This is a genomic window from Mesorhizobium sophorae (genome assembly GCF_002270415.1).
Taxonomy (GTDB): domain Bacteria; phylum Pseudomonadota; class Alphaproteobacteria; order Rhizobiales; family Rhizobiaceae; genus Mesorhizobium; species Mesorhizobium sophorae.
Genome location: NZ_NNRI01000022.1, coordinates 194,788 through 210,223, shown reverse-complemented (window position 1 = coordinate 210,223; position 15,436 = coordinate 194,788). Strand labels below are relative to the sequence as shown.

Genomic DNA, 15,436 nt, shown 5'->3' with positions numbered 1-15,436 from the left:
AAGCGCGCATCTTGCTGTCGATAAGATCACGGGCTTGTGTCGGGTTTCCGGCAAGCCATTTGCGTGCACCTTGCGGCAAAACCCTTGCCTTCCCGAAGGCCTGACGCCATAAGCAGGAAACGGGCGCTGCCGGCGCGAGGGTTCTGAGATGAAGACTTTCCTTACGCAGTTTTTCACCTGGTGGAACAGCCAGACGCTGGGAACGCGCCTGCACACCTGGCGGCACGGCAAGAAGGTCGGCCAGGACGAGACAGGCAATGTCTATTACGAAGGCGGCATCGATTCGGAAGGCCGCACGCGCCGATGGGTCATCTACCGGAATTATTCGGAAGCCTCCGCGATACCGCCCGGCTGGCATGGCTGGATGCATCACCGTGTTGATGTCGCGCCCGCCAGCGAGACCTACAAGCCCCGCGACTGGCAGAAGCCACATCAGCCCAATCTGACCGGCACCCCGGCGGCCTACCGCCCGAAAGGCTCGGTGCTGACCAATCAGCATCGCCCGCAGGTCACGGGCGACTATGACGCCTGGACACCCGGATCGTAACGGCCCCGACTTGTAATCGCGCAAGGTGCAGGCCGGTCCTTTATCGCCACAATTGGTGTTTAGCTGCTTGCTGATCAAAAAACGGCGACTAGCCTTGGCGATCGACAGAATCACCCGGGCGCGAACCACCGGTACCCCTAGATGAGCTTTTTCAACCGAATATCGACGGGCGGCCTGGCGCTAGCCGCCAGTCTCGCCGTCAGCACCACGGCCTTTGCCGCTTCGCCTGAACCGGCACCCGCTGCACCGGCGCCGGCGGCGCCCGCAGGATCGGACCGGGTGACCAATCCCATCGCCGAGTTTGCCGGCATCGACAAGATCACCGGCCGCATCATCACCTTCGATGTCTATATCGACGAGACGGTGCAGTTCGGTGCCTTGCAGGTGACGCCGCGCGTCTGCTATTCGCGGCCGCAGACCGAGGAGCCGAAGACAGACTCCTTCGTCGAGGTCGACGAGATCACGCTCGACCGGAAGATCCGCCGCATCTTCACCGGCTGGATGTTTGCCGAAAGCCCTGGCCTCAACGCCGTCGAGCATGCCGTCTATGACGTCTGGCTAAAGGAATGCAAGCAGAAGTCGGATGTGCCGGCGCCCGACGCCGCCAAGGCTGACGCGACCAAAGCCGACGCGTCGAAGCCTGCCGCGGCCCAGCCGAAGCCTGCCGCCACTCCGGACGTGGTACAACCCGATGCCACGGAACCGGCTATCACGGAACCGGCTATCACGGAACCGGATACCACGGAACCGGATACCACCGAAGCCAACTGATCCTCTGGAACCGTCGTGGCCACCACGCGTTGGACCACGGACGACCGCGCATTCATGCGCATGGAGGATATTCCGATGTCAGACAGCAAGCGGATCACCGCCGGCAAGGCGGAATTGCTCGAACTCGAAAAAGGATTCTGGACAGGTGACGCGGCCTACTACGCGGCCAATGCCGACACCGAGTGCCTTGTGGCGTTTCCGCAGATGGCACAGGCGATGGACAATGCCGATCTCGCCAAGACCGCAACCAAGCCCAACCGTTGGCGCGATCTCGACATCGAGCTCAAGGGAATAATTGAGCCGGGCAGCGATATCGTCATGCTGACCTACGAGGCGCATGCGACGCGTGAGAACGGCGAGCCCTACGCGGCGCTGGTCAGTACCGGCTACGTCCATCGCGTCAATGGCTGGAAGATGATGTTCCATTCGCAGACGCCGCTGGAAGCGGCGGCCGGGAAGTAAGAGGCCGATCGTCAGGGGTAGAATGCGGCCTCGCCCTTCAGCGCGTCGGCCAGCATTTTCTCGTATTTTCCGCGCGGCACGTCGACCGCGCCGAAGCGCTTGAGGTGCTCGGTGGTGAATTGCGTATCAAGCAGAGCGAAGCCGCGCGCCTTCAACCTCTCGACGAGATAATAAAGGCAGGTCTTGGAAGCATCCGTCTCCCTGGCGAACATGCTTTCGCCAAAGAACACCCGGCCAAGCGATACGCCGTAGAGGCCGCCGACCAGCCGGTCCTCGCGCCAAGCCTCGACCGAATGACAATGCCCTATCCGGTGCAACTGGACATAGGCTTCGCGGATCGGCGCATTGATCCAGGTCGAGCGGCGCTCCTCGCGCCTTTCGGCGCAACCGTCGATCGTCGCTTCGAAATCGAAATCGAAACGGATGTCGAAAGGGTGCTTCTTGATCGTTTTCCTGAGGCTTTTCGGCGTGTGAAAACCGTCAAGCGGGATGATGCCGCGCGTTTCCGGCCGCACCCAGAACACCTCCGGATCGCTGGCACTCTCGGCCATCGGGAACACGCCCGAGGCGTAGGCCTTGAGCAAAAGGTCGGTCGGGATGCGATAGCCGGGCGCGAAGGGGCGGGTCATCGCGTCCCCTGACTACTCTTCCTTGGCCAGATATTTTTCCAGCCAGTGGATGTCATAGTCGCCATTGGCGATGTCGGCATTGCCGACGAGATCGCGAAACAGCGGCAACGTCGTCTTGATGCCGTCGACGACGAATTCATCCAGCGCGCGCCGCAGCCGCATCATGCACTCGACGCGGTTGCGCCCATGCACGATCAGCTTGCCGATCAGGCTGTCGTAGTAGGGCGGGATCTTGTAGCCGGAGTAAACGCCGGAATCGACGCGGATGCCGAGACCGCCCGGCGTATGGAAGTGGGTGATCGTGCCGGGCGAGGGGGTGAAGGTGCGCGGATCCTCGGCGTTGATACGGCATTCGATGGCGTGGCCGTTGAACTTGATGTCTTCCTGTTTGACCGAAAGTCCGCCGCCCGAGGCGACGCGGATCTGCTCGTGCACGAGGTCGATGCCGGTGATCGCTTCGGTCACTGGATGCTCGACCTGCAGGCGCGTGTTCATCTCGATGAAATAGAACTCGCCATTCTCGTACAGGAACTCGATCGTCCCGGCGCCGGAATAGCCGAGGTCGGCGATCGCCTTGGCGCAGACGCCGCCGATGCGCGCACGCTCCTCGGCATTGAGGGCCGGCGAGGGCGCCTCTTCCCAGACCTTCTGATGGCGGCGCTGCAGCGAACAATCGCGCTCGCCGAAATGCACGCCGCGGCCAAAACCGTCACCGAACACCTGCACCTCGATGTGGCGCGGCTTCTCAAGGTATTTCTCGATGTAGACGGCATCGTCGCCGAAGGCAGCACCGGCCTCCGAGCGCGCCGTCTGCAGGGCGACCTCGAGGTCGGCTTCGGTATGCGCCACCTTCATGCCGCGTCCGCCGCCGCCGGCCGACGCCTTGATGATCACGGGATAGCCGATCTCGCCGGCGATGCGCTTGGCCTCTTTTTCATCGGTGACCGCACCGTCCGAACCGGGCACCACCGGAATGCCGAGCCGTTTTGCGGTGCGCTTAGCCTCGATCTTGTCGCCCATGATGCGGATATGGTCGCCGGACGGGCCGATGAAGGTGATGTTGTGGGCGGCCAGGATGTCGGCGAACTTGGCGTTTTCCGACAGGAAGCCATAGCCCGGATGCACGGCATCGGCGCCGGTGATCTCGCAGGCCGCGACGATCTGATGGATGTTGAGGTAGCTGTCGCGCGATGGCGGCGGCCCGATGCAGACGCTTTCGTCGGCGAGCCGCACATGCATGGCATCGGCGTCGGCGGTCGAATGCACCACCACCGTCTGGATGCCGAGTTCCTTGCAGGCGCGCAGCACCCGAAGCGCGATTTCGCCGCGATTGGCGATGAGGATCTTCTGGAACATCCTGCCCGCTCTACTCGATCACGACGAGCGGCATGCCGTATTCGACCGGCGTCGCATCCTCGAACAGGATCGCCGTCACCGTGCCGGAGCGCGGCGAAGGAATCTGGTTCATCGTCTTCATCGCCTCGATGATCAGCAGCGTCTGGCCTTCTTTGACCTTCTGGCCGACTTCGATGAACGCCTTGGCGTCGGGCGATGGCGCCAGATAGGCGGTGCCGACCATCGGCGAGGTGATCGCGTTCTTCGCCACGTCGACCACTGCCGGGGCTGCCGCGGCAATCGGCTGGGCGGATGACGGTGCATAGGCCGGCTGCGGTGCCGCGATCGCGTGCACGGCCGGAGCCTGCCGCGAAACACGCACCTTCAGGTCGCCCAGTTCAACCTCGATCTCGGTGAGGTTGGTGTCGTTCAGTATGCCCGCCAGGTCGCGGATCAGCTGCTGGTCAACACCGGTCTTCTTTATCGACATTTTCGAGCCTTCTGTTTGTTGGCCGGTCATAGGCGTGCGGCCAGCGCCTGCAGGGCCAGCGTGTAGCCGAGCGGCCCAAAGCCACAGATCATGCCGACGGCAACCGGCGCGACCATGGACACGTGGCGGAATGGTTCCCGCGCATGGATGTTGGAAAGATGGACTTCAGCGACGGGCAACGGCGCGATGGCGCGGATGGCGTCGTGGATGGCGATCGAGGTGTGGCTGTAGGCGCCTGGATTGATGACGATGCCGGCGGCCTTGTCGCCAGCTTCCTGAATCCAGTCGACAAGGTCACCCTCGTGATTCGACTGGCGGAAATCGATCTCGAGCCCAAGTGCTGTGCCGGCCTGTTTGCAGTCCTCGGCGATCGCGGCAAGCGTCTTGCCGCCATAGATGCCCGGCTCGCGCTTGCCGAGCGCGTTGAGATTGGGACCGTTCAGGACGAAAACCGTTTTCAAAAAAGCCGACCTTTCCCGGCGCCGACATCAAGCCGGCGCGCTGGGCCCTCTATAATGGGCATAGACGCCTGCGAAAAGAGCGCAAGTGCGTTCTTTCACTGTCCACAACGCGCGGAATGTGCCCGTGAGAATGCGCTCGTGAGCAAGATCAGAGCGCGGCTTTCGCCGCCTCGATCTTTTCAGCCAGCACTTCCTGTCCAAGCGCCCCGAACACCACCTCGTTGCCGACCACATAAGACGGCGTTCCGGTGATCGCCAGCTTGTTGGCAAGATCGTAGGTCTTGGAGAAGGCCTCGTTGATCGACGGGTCCTTCATCTTCTCGCGCAGCGTCGCTTCGTCGGCGCCGAGCGAAAGCGCGATCTTGATCGCCGCCGCCTCGGTAGCGCGTCCCTGGCCGCCGAGCAGTGCGTTGTGGAACTCGCCATACTTTTCCGGCTTCATCAGGTGGAACGCCATCGAAACCACGCTCGCCTTCTGCGAATCCGGTCCGAGGATCGGGAATTCCTTGAGCACGAAGCGCAGGTCCGGATCGGACTTGGTCAGCGCCCGCATGTCGTCGATTGCGCGTTTGCAGAAGCCGCAATTGTAGTCGTAGAACTCGACGATGGTGACCTTGCCGTTCGGGTTGCCGACGACGCCGTCGAAGGCCGAGTTGAAGATCTGGTCCTTGGCATCCTTGATGACACCCATATGGGCGATGCGCTGCTCTTCCTTCTGCTTGGCTTCGAGCGCGTCCTGAACCTCCAGAAGCACTTCCGGGTTCTTCAACAGATAGTCGCGGATGATGCCTTCGACCTCGGTGCGGTCGATCTTGGTGTCGGCCTCTGCCGTCTGGGCCGGCTGCGCCGTACCGGCCTTGGCAATCTGTGGGTTTCCGGCCACGAATCCGAAAGCCAGCATGGCCAGGGCGGCCACGGCCCCCGTGGTGCCCAGCAGCAGTGCCTTTTTCATCGTTCCTGTTCCTTCTACCTGTTTTTCCGGCCCGGTTCGTCTGACTGTGTCGCAGCGTGCCGCCGGAAGGTTCACTTGATCTTGGTCTTTGGTGCGTAGTTTATGATGTCCTGGGCGCGAAGCCAGCGCGGTTCGCCGCGCTTCATCTGCTGCTGTGCCCGCATGGCGAAGATCTTAGCATCCTTATAGTTGCCGGAATAGAAATGACCTTCGGCGGTGGCAAGTTCTGCGCCCGGTATGTCACCCAGTTCGCCATAGGCCTGCGCAAGGTAGCGGTAACCGGCCGCATTTTCCTTGTCTCGTTGCAGACCATTGTTGATCTGCACGACGGCTTTCTTGAGGGATTCAGGCGTACCGACGGCCATCAGCGCCTGGCCAAGCGAGACAGGCAGCAATCCCGACCGCGCCGGGTCGAGGCTGACTGCCTTGGCATAGGCATCCGCGGCCTCTTTGGGCTTGTTCGCCTTCATCAGGATGTCGCCGCGCAGTTCCTGGAAATATGCATTCTTCGGCTGCGCCTTGATCAGTGCATTGGTCTTGGCGAGCGCGGCGGCTATGTTGCCGAACAGGTACGTTGACTCGGCATCGCCATATTGTGCGGCAAGGCTGCCGGGCATCTTGCGCACCAGCCGCGCCAACCCCGCCTGGCCTTCCATATAGACGGCGATCTTCATGCGCATCATGTCGTGCCGCTGCTGCAGCGCCGGCGGGTCGACCTTGTCGACATTGGGGCTCTGTTTCACCAGCACTTCGAGATTGGCGATGCGGTCCTGCGGCATCGGATGGCTGATCCGGTAGGGATCGACCTGGGCGCCCGACAGCGACAGCGCCGTCTGGAAACGGTGGAACGTCTTCAGCATGCCCATGCCGGACTGGCCGGTGGAGTTGAGATAGGTGATCGCCGAGCGGTCGGCGGTTATCTCCTCGGTGCGCTGATAGGCGAGGATGCTTCGCTGCGCCATCTCGCCGCCGCCCGCCGCCATGCCGATACCGGCGCCGGCAAGGCCGCGGCTGTTGGTGGTGGCACCGGCGACCATGGCGCCGGCGCCTAGCAATGTGGCGATGATGGCCATCGTCTTGGCACGTTCGAGCTGTTCGCGCAGCTTCTGCTGGTGGCCGCCGGCGATATGGCCGGCTTCGTGGGCAATGACGCCGATGATCTCGTTGGGTGTCTCGGCCGTCATCAGCGCGCCGGTGTTGATGAACAGCCGGCGCCCGGTGACGAAGGCGTTGAAACTCTGGTCATTGACCAGCACGATGTCGATGCCGTCGTTCGCCAGCCCAGCCGCCTTGAAGATCGGCCGCGCATAGTCGCGCACCAGCGCCTCGATCTCTGCGTCGCGGACCACAGGCACGTTCTGGGCGAAGGCGCTGACCGAATCCGCCAACGCGACGGCAACGCCAAGCGAAAGCGTCGCAAAGACGCGCGCTGTCCGGGCAATCGTCGATCTGGGTCGGCTCAACATGATGGTTCCACTGGTAGACGAGCGGGCGAAAGATGAAAAGTCGGCGCCGGAAACTTCCTCAACTTGTGATCCTCACATCAATCGGGCATTTGTGCGGCGCGTGCGCCCGAGTTTGGCGCCTTCAACCATCGGGAATACTGGTTAAATGGTCGTTTCGCTCTCACGTCGTGGCAATGTCGAGCCGTTCCATGCCATGGACATTCTGGCCGAGGCAAACCGCCTGAAGGCCCAGGGTGTGCCGGTTGTTTCCATGGCCGTCGGCCAGCCCTCCGACCCTGCGCCGATCGGCGTTCGCGCGGCGGCGGCCAAGGCCTTGCAGGACGGACGCATCGGCTACACCGACACGCTCGGCCTCGCCGCGCTGCGCAAGGCGATCGCCGAACACTACGCCGATCACTATGGCCTCGATATTCCACCGAGTCGGATCGCGGTGACCACCGGATCGTCGGCCGCCTTCAACCTTGCCTTCCTGGCGATGTTCGACCCGGGCGACCGCGTCGCCATCGCCGCGCCCGGTTATCCCGCCTATCGCAACATCATGGCCGCACTCGGCATCGACGTGGTCGAGATCGAACTCGCCGACGCCGCCTACCTGCATGCCGGCCATCTGGAAACCGCGCATCGCGAAAAGCCGCTGAAAGGCGTTCTGTTTGCAAGTCCGGCCAACCCGACTGGCGCGGTGATACCGGCCGACGAGCTGGCAGCCCTGGTGAGGACGGCGCAGGAGCTCGGCATCGCCGTGATATCAGACGAGATCTATCATCGGCTGGCCTATGCCGCCCCCGACACCACCGCACTTGCCTATGGCGGCGACGTGACGGTGATCAACTCGTTCTCGAAATACTATTGCATGACCGGCTGGCGCATCGGCTGGATGGTGTTGCCCGAAGAACTGGTGCGGCCGGTCGAGCGCGTCGCCCAAAGCCTGTACATCTCGCCGCCGGAACTGTCGCAGATCGCCGCGATCGAGGCGTTCAAGGCGACTGAGGAGCTGGAAGCGGTGAAAGGCCGCTACGCCTGGAATCGCGAGCTGTTGATGAAACGCCTGCCGGAACTCGGCTTTCCGCTGGCGGCGCCGATGGACGGCGCCTTCTATGCCTTTTGCGATGTCACCAGGCATACCAACGACAGCATGGCCTTCGCGCGAAAGATGCTGGCTGAGGCGCATGTCGCGGCGACGCCAGGCCGCGACTTCGACACCCAGGCGGGGCACCGCACGATGCGTTTCTCCTATGCCGGCAGCCACGACGACATGGTCGATGCGATGGCGCGCATTGAACGCTGGTTGAGGTAGCACCATGCCCGAACTCGAACAGGCGCTCGCCGAAGTCGCCGCCGAAATGGCCGAACGCACCGATCGCGGCGCTGTTGCCACCTACATTCCGCAGCTCGGCAAGGTCGACCCCAAGAAGTTCGGCATTGCCGCCGTCACCAATGACGGCCGCGTGCTGATGGCGGGCGATGCCGATCAGGCCTTTTCGATCCAGAGCATCTCGAAAGTGTTCACCTTGACACTGGCGCTCGGCAATGTCGGCGATGCGCTGTGGCAACGGGTCGGACGCGAGCCGTCGGGCAATCCGTTCAACTCGATCGTCCAGCTCGAGCATGAGAACGGCATTCCGCGCAATCCGTTCATCAATGCTGGCGCCATAGTCGTTTCCGATATCCTGCTTGCCGGCCACCAGCCGCGCGAGGCGATCGGCGAAATCCTGCGCTTCATCCAGTTCCTAGCCGACGACGAGACCATCATCATCGACCGCGAGGTCGCGGCCTCCGAACGCGCCACCGGCTATCGCAACTTCGCGCTTGCCAACTACATGAAATCCTTCGGCAATCTCAACCATGCGCCGGAGCTGGCGCTGGGTGTCTATTTCCACCACTGCGCCATCGCCATGAGCTGCCGGCAATTGGCGCTCGCCGGCCGCTTCCTCGCCAATGGCGGCAAGAATCCGGCGACCGGACATAGCGTGGTGTCGGCCGAGCGGGCGCGCCGCATCGGCGCCATGATGCTGACCTGCGGCCATTATGACGGCTCGGGCGACTTTGCCTTCCGCGTCGGCATTCCCGGCAAGAGCGGCGTCGGCGGCGGCATACTGGGCATCGTGCCGGGCGTAGCCTCGCTCGCCGTCTGGTCGCCCGGCCTCAACGCCAACGGCAATTCCAAGCTGGGCTCGATCGCGCTGGAAAAGCTGGCCAGGATGATGAACTGGTCGATCTTCGCGCCGTAGAGCGGTCTATTGTTCACGGAAACGCCGCTCGACCGATAAACTTCATGCCCACCGGGTAAATCTGCAAAAATTGCCTTGACTACAGTAATGTCGTCCGTTCTTGTTGGTGACGACTGCAAATGGGTAGCACCAGTCCTTGAACAAGACGGTCCCCTGACGCAGTCTTCTGTTTCAAACCCTGTCTGCAGCGAAAGAGAACGAGTCATGCCCATCGGACGCGTAGGACAGGAATTCATCGTCAATTCGACGGCACCGACCTATCAGTATTACCCTGCGATCACGACACTGGCCGATGGCCGCTTCGTCGCCACCTGGCATTCCTATGATGACGGCGACACCATCGGCACCTGCATCCGCGCCCGCATCTACAATGCTGACGGTTCAGCGTCCGGCAACGACTTCGTCGTCAACTCAACGACAGCATTCGATCAGTCTAGCCCCGCGATCACGGGGCTGGCTGATGGCCGCTTCGTGGCCACATGGTGTTCCGATGACTTTGGCGACGGCGATGGTACCTGCATCCGCGGCCGCGTCTACAATGCCGACGGTTCAGCGGCCGGCAGCGACTTCATCGTCAATTCGACGACAGCATTCGATCAGGTTACCCCCGCGATCACGGCGCTGGCCGATGGTCGCTTCGTGGCCACCTGGCAGTCCTATAACACCGTCAACGGATCCAGCGTTTGCATCCGCGGCCGCGTCTACAATGCCGACGGTTCAGCTGCCGGCAATGACTTCATCGTCAATTCGACGACAGGGGCCTATCAGTCTGGCCCGGCGATCACGACTCTGGCCGATGGCCGCTTCGTGGCCACCTGGCAGTCGACCAACGACGGCGAGAACTACAGCATCTGCGCCCGAATCTACAACGCCGACGGCAGTGCGGCCGGCAACGACTTCATCGTCAATTCGACGACAGGGGCATACAGTCGGTTTAACTCCTCGATCACAGGGCTGGCCGATGGCCGCTTCGTGGTCACCTGGGAATCCTATGACGGCACCGACGGATCTGCCGGCTGCATCCGCGCCCGAATCTACGACGCCGACGGCAGTGCGACCGGCAACGACTTCATCGTCAATTCGACGACAGTAGACGATCAGCGTTTTCCGGCGATCACGGGGCTGGCCGATGGCCGCTTCGTGGCTACCTGGTATTCCCTTGACCCGGGCGACGGCGATGGCAGCTGCATCCGCGCCCGCCTGTACAACGCCGACGGCAGTGCGGCCGGCAACGACTTTGTCGTCAACTCGACAGCAACGGGCTATGAGGGCCCTCCGGCGATCACGTCGCTGGCCGATGGCCGCTTCGTGATCACCTGGGATTTCTATGGCGGCATCCGCGCCCAGATCTTCGACCCGAACATCTTTGTCGGCACCGCCGCCGAGGACACCTGGCAAGGCAGCAATGTCTTCGCCGACCACATCAACGGCGGCGACGGCGCTGACACGCTGTCGGGTCTTGGCGGCAATGATACGATCAGCGGCGATGCGGGCAACGACGTCCTCAACGGTGGTGCCGGCGCCGATACAATGAAAGGCGGCACCGGCAACGATACCTACTGGGTCGACAATGCCGGTGATCATGTCACTGAGGCCAATGGCGAGGGCACCGATATAGTCAACAGTACCGTATCCTTCAATCTCTCCGGCCAGGAATTGGAGAATCTGACGCTGACGGGCACGGGTGATATCAACGGCACCGGCAACTCGATTGCCAACATCATGTCAGGCAATTCAGGCATCAACACGCTAATCGGGCTTGGTGGCAACGACACGCTGGATGGCAAGGGCGGCGCCGACACCATGCAAGGCGGCCTCGGCGACGACACCTACTACGTCGACAACGCCGGCGACCAGGTGATTGAGGTGAATGGACAGGGCACCGATACGGTGAACAGCTCCATCACTTTCAATCTCTCCGGCCAGGAATTGGAAAATCTGACGCTGACGGGCACGGGTGATATCAACGGCACCGGCAACTCGATCGACAATGTCATCACCGGCAATTCCGGCTTCAACACGCTGATCGGCCTTGGCGGCAACGACACGCTGGATGGCAAGGAAGGTGCCGACACCATGCAAGGCGGGGCCGGCAACGACACCTACTTCGTCGACAATGCCGGCGATATCGTCAGTGAAAGCACGGCCGGCGCCAACGGCACCGATATCGTCAATGGCTATATCTCGATCAACCTTGGCGATGGCAACCACTTCACGGGCAACATCGAGAACGTCGCGCTGCGCAGCGCGGCCTCGATCAACGCCACCGGCAACAGCCTGGCCAACACGCTGACCGGCAATTCCGGCAACAACGTACTGGACGGCAAAGGCGGCGCCGACACCATGAGCGGCGCACAGGGCAACGATACCTACTATGTCGACAATGCCGGCGATCACGTCAGTGAAAGCACGGCTGGCGCCAATGGCAACGATACCGTCAATGGCTTTATGTCGATCAACCTTGGCGACGGCAACCATTTCACGGGCAATATCGAGAACGTCGCGCTGCTCGGTGCGGCCTCGATCAACGCCACCGGCAACAGCCTGGCCAACACGCTGACCGGTAATTCCGGCAACAATCTGCTGGACGGCAAAGGTGGCGCCGACACCATGATCGGGGCTCAGGGCAATGATGGCTACTTCGTCGACAACGTCGGAGACCGCGTCAGTGAAAGCACGGTCGGCGCCAACGGCACCGACACCGTCAATGGCTACATCTCGATCAACCTTGGCGATGGCAACCACTTCACGGGCAACATCGAGAACGTCGCGCTGCGCAGTGGGGCCTCGATCAACGCCACCGGCAACAGCCTGGCCAATACGCTGACCGGCAATTCCGGCAACAACGTACTGGACGGCAGGGGCGGCAACGACACGATGTCCGGCAGCACCGGCCAGGACATCTTCGTCTTCACCACGGCGCTCAATGCCTCGACCAATGTCGACCGCATCACCGACTTCTCGGTTGCTGATGACACCATCCGGGTCGATAACGCCATCTTTGCCGCGCTTGGCGGCAGCGGCACGCTCACGGCCGACCAGTTCATCAAGAACACCACCGGCCTTGCCGGTGACGGCAACGATCATATCATCTACGAGACCGACACCGGCTGGCTCACCTATGACAGCAATGGCAGTGCCGCTGGCGGCTCGACCCATTTCGCTACACTGGCCGCAAACCTGGCGCTGACCAACGCCGATTTCGTCGTGGTGTAAGGTGAGAAGTGCCACCAGTCCTTGACCAAGACGGGATACCTTGATTCCACCTTTAGGTGCAGCCAATGCCATGCTGGCGGCTGGCCATTTCACACCCTGCCTGCAGCGAAAGAGAATGAGCCATGCCCATCGGACGCGTAGGACAGGAATTCATTGTCAATTCGACGGCAACGGACTATCAACTCGCTCCCGCGATCACGGCGCTGCCAGATGGCCGCTTCGTGACCGCCTGGGCATCCTTTGACACCGGCGACGGCGATGGCGGCTGCATCCGCGCCCGCGTGTACGACGCCAACGGCAGCGCCGCCGGCAGTGACTTCATCATCGAATCGACGTCAACGGCCTATCAATTCGCCCCTGCGATCAGTGCGCTGGCCGATGGCCGATTCGTGGCCACATGGTATTCCGAAGACACTAGCGACGGCGATGGCAATTGCATCCGCGCTCGCGTCTACAATGCTAACGGCAGTGCAGCCGGCAACGACTTCATCGTCAATTCGACAGCAACGAACCATCAGGTCAACCCTGCGATCACGGCGCTGGCCGATGGCCGCTTTATAGCTGCCTGGGAGTCCTATGACACCGGCGATGGCTCTGGACACTGCATCCGCGCCCGCGTCTACAATGCCAACGGCAGTGCGGCTGGCGACGACTTCATCGTCAACACGACGACAATGAGCGATCAGACTAACCCTGCGATCACGGCACTGGCCGATGGCCGCTTCGTTGCCATCTGGCGGTCCTATGACCCTGGCGACGGTTCGTTGGAATGCATCCGCGCCCGAATCTACAATGCCAACGGCAGCGCCGCAGGGAGCGACTTCATAGTCAATTCGACGGCACCGAGCTCTCAGTTTGATCCCGCGATCACAGCGCTCGCCGACGGCCGCTTCGTGGCCACCTGGGTCTCATCTGACCCTGGCGACGGCAGTAATCAATGCATCCGCGCCCGCGTCTACAGTGCCAACGGCAGTGCGGCCGGCAGCGACTTCATCGTCAATTCGACAACAACGGATAGTCAGATTGCTCCGGCCATCACGGCGCTGGCCGATGGCCGTCTCGTTGCAGTCTGGTGTTCTCTTGACGAAGGCGACGGAAGCTACGGCTGCATCCGTGCCCGCGTGTACAATGCCGACGGCGTGGCGGCCGGCAGCGACTTCATCGTCAATTCGACGGCAACCAGTGCTCAGTACACCCCAGCGATCACGCCACTGGCCGATGGCCGCTTGGTGGTCACCTGGCAGTCTATAGACGCCGGTGACGGCAGCATCGACTGCATCCGTGCCCAGATCTTCGACCCTACCGTCTTCGTCGGCACCGCCGCCGATGACATCTGGCAAGGCAGCAATGTCTTTGCCGACCACATCAATGGCGGCGAAGCCAACGACACGCTGTCGGGCCTTGGCGGCAATGATACGATCAGCGGCGATGCCGGCGCCGATCTGATGAGCGGCGGCACCGGCGACGACACCTACTTCGTTGACGATTACGGAGACCATGTGGTCGAGGTGAATGGCCAGGGCATCGATACAGTCAACAGCACCGTGTCCTTCAACCTCTCGGGCCAGGAGTTGGAGAAACTGACGCTGATCGGCGCCCGCAATATCAATGGCACCGGCAACTCGATCGCCAATGTGATCACCGGCAACTCCGGCAACAACGTCATCGACGGGCTCGGCGGCGCCGACACGATGAGCGGAGCGCAAGGCAACGACACCTACATCGTCGACAATGCCGGGGATCATGTGATCGAGGCTAATGGTCAGGGCACCGATACGGTCAACAGCTCCATCTCTTTCAATCTCTCCGGCCAGGAATTGGAAAACCTGACGCTGACTGGATCGGCGAACATCAACGGCACCGGCAATTCCTTCGCCAATGTCATCACCGGCAATTCTGCCGTCAACACGCTGATCGGCCTTGACGGCAGCGATACGCTGGATGGCAAGGAGGGCGCCGATACGATGCAAGGCGGCATCGGCAACGACACATACTTCGTCGACAATGCCGGCGATATAGTCAGTGAAAGCACCGCCGGCGCCAATGGCAACGATATCGTCAACAGCTACATCTCGATCAACCTTAGCGATGGCAACCACTTCACGGGCAATATCGAGAATGTCGCACTGCGCAGTGCAGCCTCGATCAACGCCACCGGCAACAGCCTGGCCAACGCGCTGACCGGCAATTCCGGCGTCAACACGCTGATCGGCCTTGGCGGCAACGATACGCTGGACGGTAAGGAAGGTGCCGACCGTTTGGAAGGCGGGGCCGGCAACGACACCTACTTCGTCGACAACGTCGGAGACCGCGTCAGTGAAAGCACGGTCGGCGCCAACGGCACCGACACCGTCAATGGCTACATCTCGATCAACCTTGGCGACGGTAACCACTTCACGGGCAACATCGAGAACGTCGCACTGCGCAGCGCGGCCTCGATCAACGCCACCGGCAACAGCCTGGCCAATACGCTGACCGGCAATTCCGGCAACAACGTGCTGGACGGCAGGGGCGGTAACGACACGATGTCCGGCAGCACCGGCCAGGACATCTTCGCCTTCACCACGGCGCTCAATGCCTCGACCAATGTCGACCGCATCACCGACTTCTCGGTGGTCGACGACACCATCCGGGTCGATAATGCCACCTTTGCCGCGCTTGGCGGCAACGGCACGCTGACGGCCGACCAGTTCGTCAAGAACACAACTGGCCTTGCGGGTGACGGCAACGACCACATCATCTACGAGACCGACACCGGCTGGCTCACCTATGACAGCAACGGCAGTGCCGCCGGCGGCTCAACCCATTTCGCCACACTGGCCGCAAACCTGGCGCTGACCAACGCCGATTTCGTCGTGGTGTAAGGTCAGAAGGCACTT

The 15,436-nt window shown here is 62.0% G+C and carries 13 protein-coding genes; 7 read left to right on the top strand and 6 right to left on the bottom strand.

What is annotated here, in order from left to right:
• Nucleotides 1-148 precede the first annotated feature (148 nt).
• From CGZ66_RS32040 to CGZ66_RS32030, 3 genes are all read left to right on the top strand, one after another.
• The gene (locus CGZ66_RS32040; RefSeq protein ID WP_095090713.1) at nucleotides 149-547 is read left to right on the top strand and encodes an NADH:ubiquinone oxidoreductase subunit NDUFA12; all 399 of its coding nucleotides are present in this window, start codon (nucleotides 149-151) and stop codon (nucleotides 545-547) included.
• A 141-nt stretch (nucleotides 548-688) separates the two neighbouring features.
• On the top strand, nucleotides 689-1,318 hold the full coding sequence (locus tag CGZ66_RS32035) for a DUF2155 domain-containing protein (protein ID WP_095090712.1): 630 nt from the start codon (nucleotides 689-691) through the stop codon (nucleotides 1,316-1,318).
• Between the two features lie 75 nt (nucleotides 1,319-1,393).
• On the top strand, nucleotides 1,394-1,780 hold the full coding sequence (locus tag CGZ66_RS32030; RefSeq protein WP_095091676.1) for a hypothetical protein: 387 nt from the start codon (nucleotides 1,394-1,396) through the stop codon (nucleotides 1,778-1,780).
• 11 nt (nucleotides 1,781-1,791) lie between these two features.
• On the opposite strand, the gene aat is transcribed toward CGZ66_RS32030, so the two are convergent.
• The 6 genes from aat to CGZ66_RS32000 form a co-directional block, all read right to left on the bottom strand.
• The gene (gene aat / locus CGZ66_RS32025) at nucleotides 1,792-2,409 is read right to left on the bottom strand and encodes a leucyl/phenylalanyl-tRNA--protein transferase (protein ID WP_095090711.1); all 618 of its coding nucleotides are present in this window, start codon (nucleotides 2,407-2,409) and stop codon (nucleotides 1,792-1,794) included.
• A 12-nt stretch (nucleotides 2,410-2,421) separates the two neighbouring features.
• A complete protein-coding gene (accC, locus tag CGZ66_RS32020) occupies nucleotides 2,422-3,765 on the bottom strand; it encodes an acetyl-CoA carboxylase biotin carboxylase subunit (RefSeq protein WP_095090710.1) in 1,344 nt (447 codons plus the stop codon).
• Nucleotides 3,766-3,775: 10 nt separating this feature from the next.
• A complete protein-coding gene (gene accB / locus CGZ66_RS32015) occupies nucleotides 3,776-4,234 on the bottom strand; it encodes an acetyl-CoA carboxylase biotin carboxyl carrier protein (protein ID WP_095091675.1) in 459 nt (152 codons plus the stop codon).
• A gap of 26 nt (nucleotides 4,235-4,260) precedes the next feature.
• Nucleotides 4,261-4,695: a type II 3-dehydroquinate dehydratase gene (gene aroQ / locus CGZ66_RS32010; RefSeq protein WP_095090709.1), complete on the bottom strand. Its 435-nt coding sequence runs from the start codon at nucleotides 4,693-4,695 to the stop codon at nucleotides 4,261-4,263.
• Between the two features lie 148 nt (nucleotides 4,696-4,843).
• Nucleotides 4,844-5,647 carry a DsbA family protein gene (locus CGZ66_RS32005; protein WP_095090708.1) on the bottom strand — a complete coding sequence of 268 codons (804 nt, stop codon included), beginning with the start codon at nucleotides 5,645-5,647 and terminating at the stop codon, nucleotides 4,844-4,846.
• A 71-nt stretch (nucleotides 5,648-5,718) separates the two neighbouring features.
• Nucleotides 5,719-7,113 carry a M48 family metalloprotease gene (locus CGZ66_RS32000; protein WP_095090707.1) on the bottom strand — a complete coding sequence of 465 codons (1,395 nt, stop codon included), beginning with the start codon at nucleotides 7,111-7,113 and terminating at the stop codon, nucleotides 5,719-5,721.
• A 145-nt stretch (nucleotides 7,114-7,258) separates the two neighbouring features.
• Here CGZ66_RS32000 and CGZ66_RS31995 point away from each other — a divergent pair, with 145 nt between their 5' ends.
• The 4 genes from CGZ66_RS31995 (at nucleotide 7,259) to CGZ66_RS31980 (ending at nucleotide 15,421) form a co-directional block, all read left to right on the top strand.
• Nucleotides 7,259-8,407, top strand: a complete 1,149-nt coding sequence (locus CGZ66_RS31995; protein ID WP_095090706.1) for a pyridoxal phosphate-dependent aminotransferase — start codon at nucleotides 7,259-7,261, stop codon at nucleotides 8,405-8,407.
• Between the two features lie 4 nt (nucleotides 8,408-8,411).
• Nucleotides 8,412-9,341, top strand: a complete 930-nt coding sequence (locus tag CGZ66_RS31990; RefSeq protein WP_095090705.1) for a glutaminase — start codon at nucleotides 8,412-8,414, stop codon at nucleotides 9,339-9,341.
• 204 nt (nucleotides 9,342-9,545) lie between these two features.
• Nucleotides 9,546-12,557 carry a beta strand repeat-containing protein gene (locus CGZ66_RS31985; RefSeq protein WP_095090704.1) on the top strand — a complete coding sequence of 1,004 codons (3,012 nt, stop codon included), beginning with the start codon at nucleotides 9,546-9,548 and terminating at the stop codon, nucleotides 12,555-12,557.
• 122 nt (nucleotides 12,558-12,679) lie between these two features.
• On the top strand, nucleotides 12,680-15,421 hold the full coding sequence (locus tag CGZ66_RS31980; RefSeq protein WP_095090703.1) for a beta strand repeat-containing protein: 2,742 nt from the start codon (nucleotides 12,680-12,682) through the stop codon (nucleotides 15,419-15,421).
• Nucleotides 15,422-15,436 lie beyond the last annotated feature (15 nt).

What these genes read in the sequence shown, in the direction of transcription:
- CGZ66_RS32040 (WP_095090713.1), top strand. Translation starts at nt 149, where the DNA reads ATGAAGACTTTCCTTACGCAGTTTTTCACCTGGTGGAACAGCCAGACG.
- CGZ66_RS32035 (WP_095090712.1), top strand. Translation starts at nt 689, where the DNA reads ATGAGCTTTTTCAACCGAATATCGACGGGCGGCCTGGCGCTAGCCGCC.
- CGZ66_RS32030 (WP_095091676.1), top strand. Translation starts at nt 1,394, where the DNA reads ATGTCAGACAGCAAGCGGATCACCGCCGGCAAGGCGGAATTGCTCGAA.
- aat (WP_095090711.1), bottom strand. Translation starts at nt 2,409, where the DNA reads ATGACCCGCCCCTTCGCGCCCGGCTATCGCATCCCGACCGACCTTTTG.
- accC (WP_095090710.1), bottom strand. Translation starts at nt 3,765, where the DNA reads ATGTTCCAGAAGATCCTCATCGCCAATCGCGGCGAAATCGCGCTTCGG.
- accB (WP_095091675.1), bottom strand. Translation starts at nt 4,234, where the DNA reads ATGTCGATAAAGAAGACCGGTGTTGACCAGCAGCTGATCCGCGACCTG.
- CGZ66_RS32005 (WP_095090708.1), bottom strand. Translation starts at nt 5,647, where the DNA reads ATGAAAAAGGCACTGCTGCTGGGCACCACGGGGGCCGTGGCCGCCCTG.
- CGZ66_RS32000 (WP_095090707.1), bottom strand. Translation starts at nt 7,113, where the DNA reads ATGTTGAGCCGACCCAGATCGACGATTGCCCGGACAGCGCGCGTCTTT.
- CGZ66_RS31995 (WP_095090706.1), top strand. Translation starts at nt 7,259, where the DNA reads ATGGTCGTTTCGCTCTCACGTCGTGGCAATGTCGAGCCGTTCCATGCC.
- CGZ66_RS31990 (WP_095090705.1), top strand. Translation starts at nt 8,412, where the DNA reads ATGCCCGAACTCGAACAGGCGCTCGCCGAAGTCGCCGCCGAAATGGCC.
- CGZ66_RS31985 (WP_095090704.1), top strand. Translation starts at nt 9,546, where the DNA reads ATGCCCATCGGACGCGTAGGACAGGAATTCATCGTCAATTCGACGGCA.
- CGZ66_RS31980 (WP_095090703.1), top strand. Translation starts at nt 12,680, where the DNA reads ATGCCCATCGGACGCGTAGGACAGGAATTCATTGTCAATTCGACGGCA.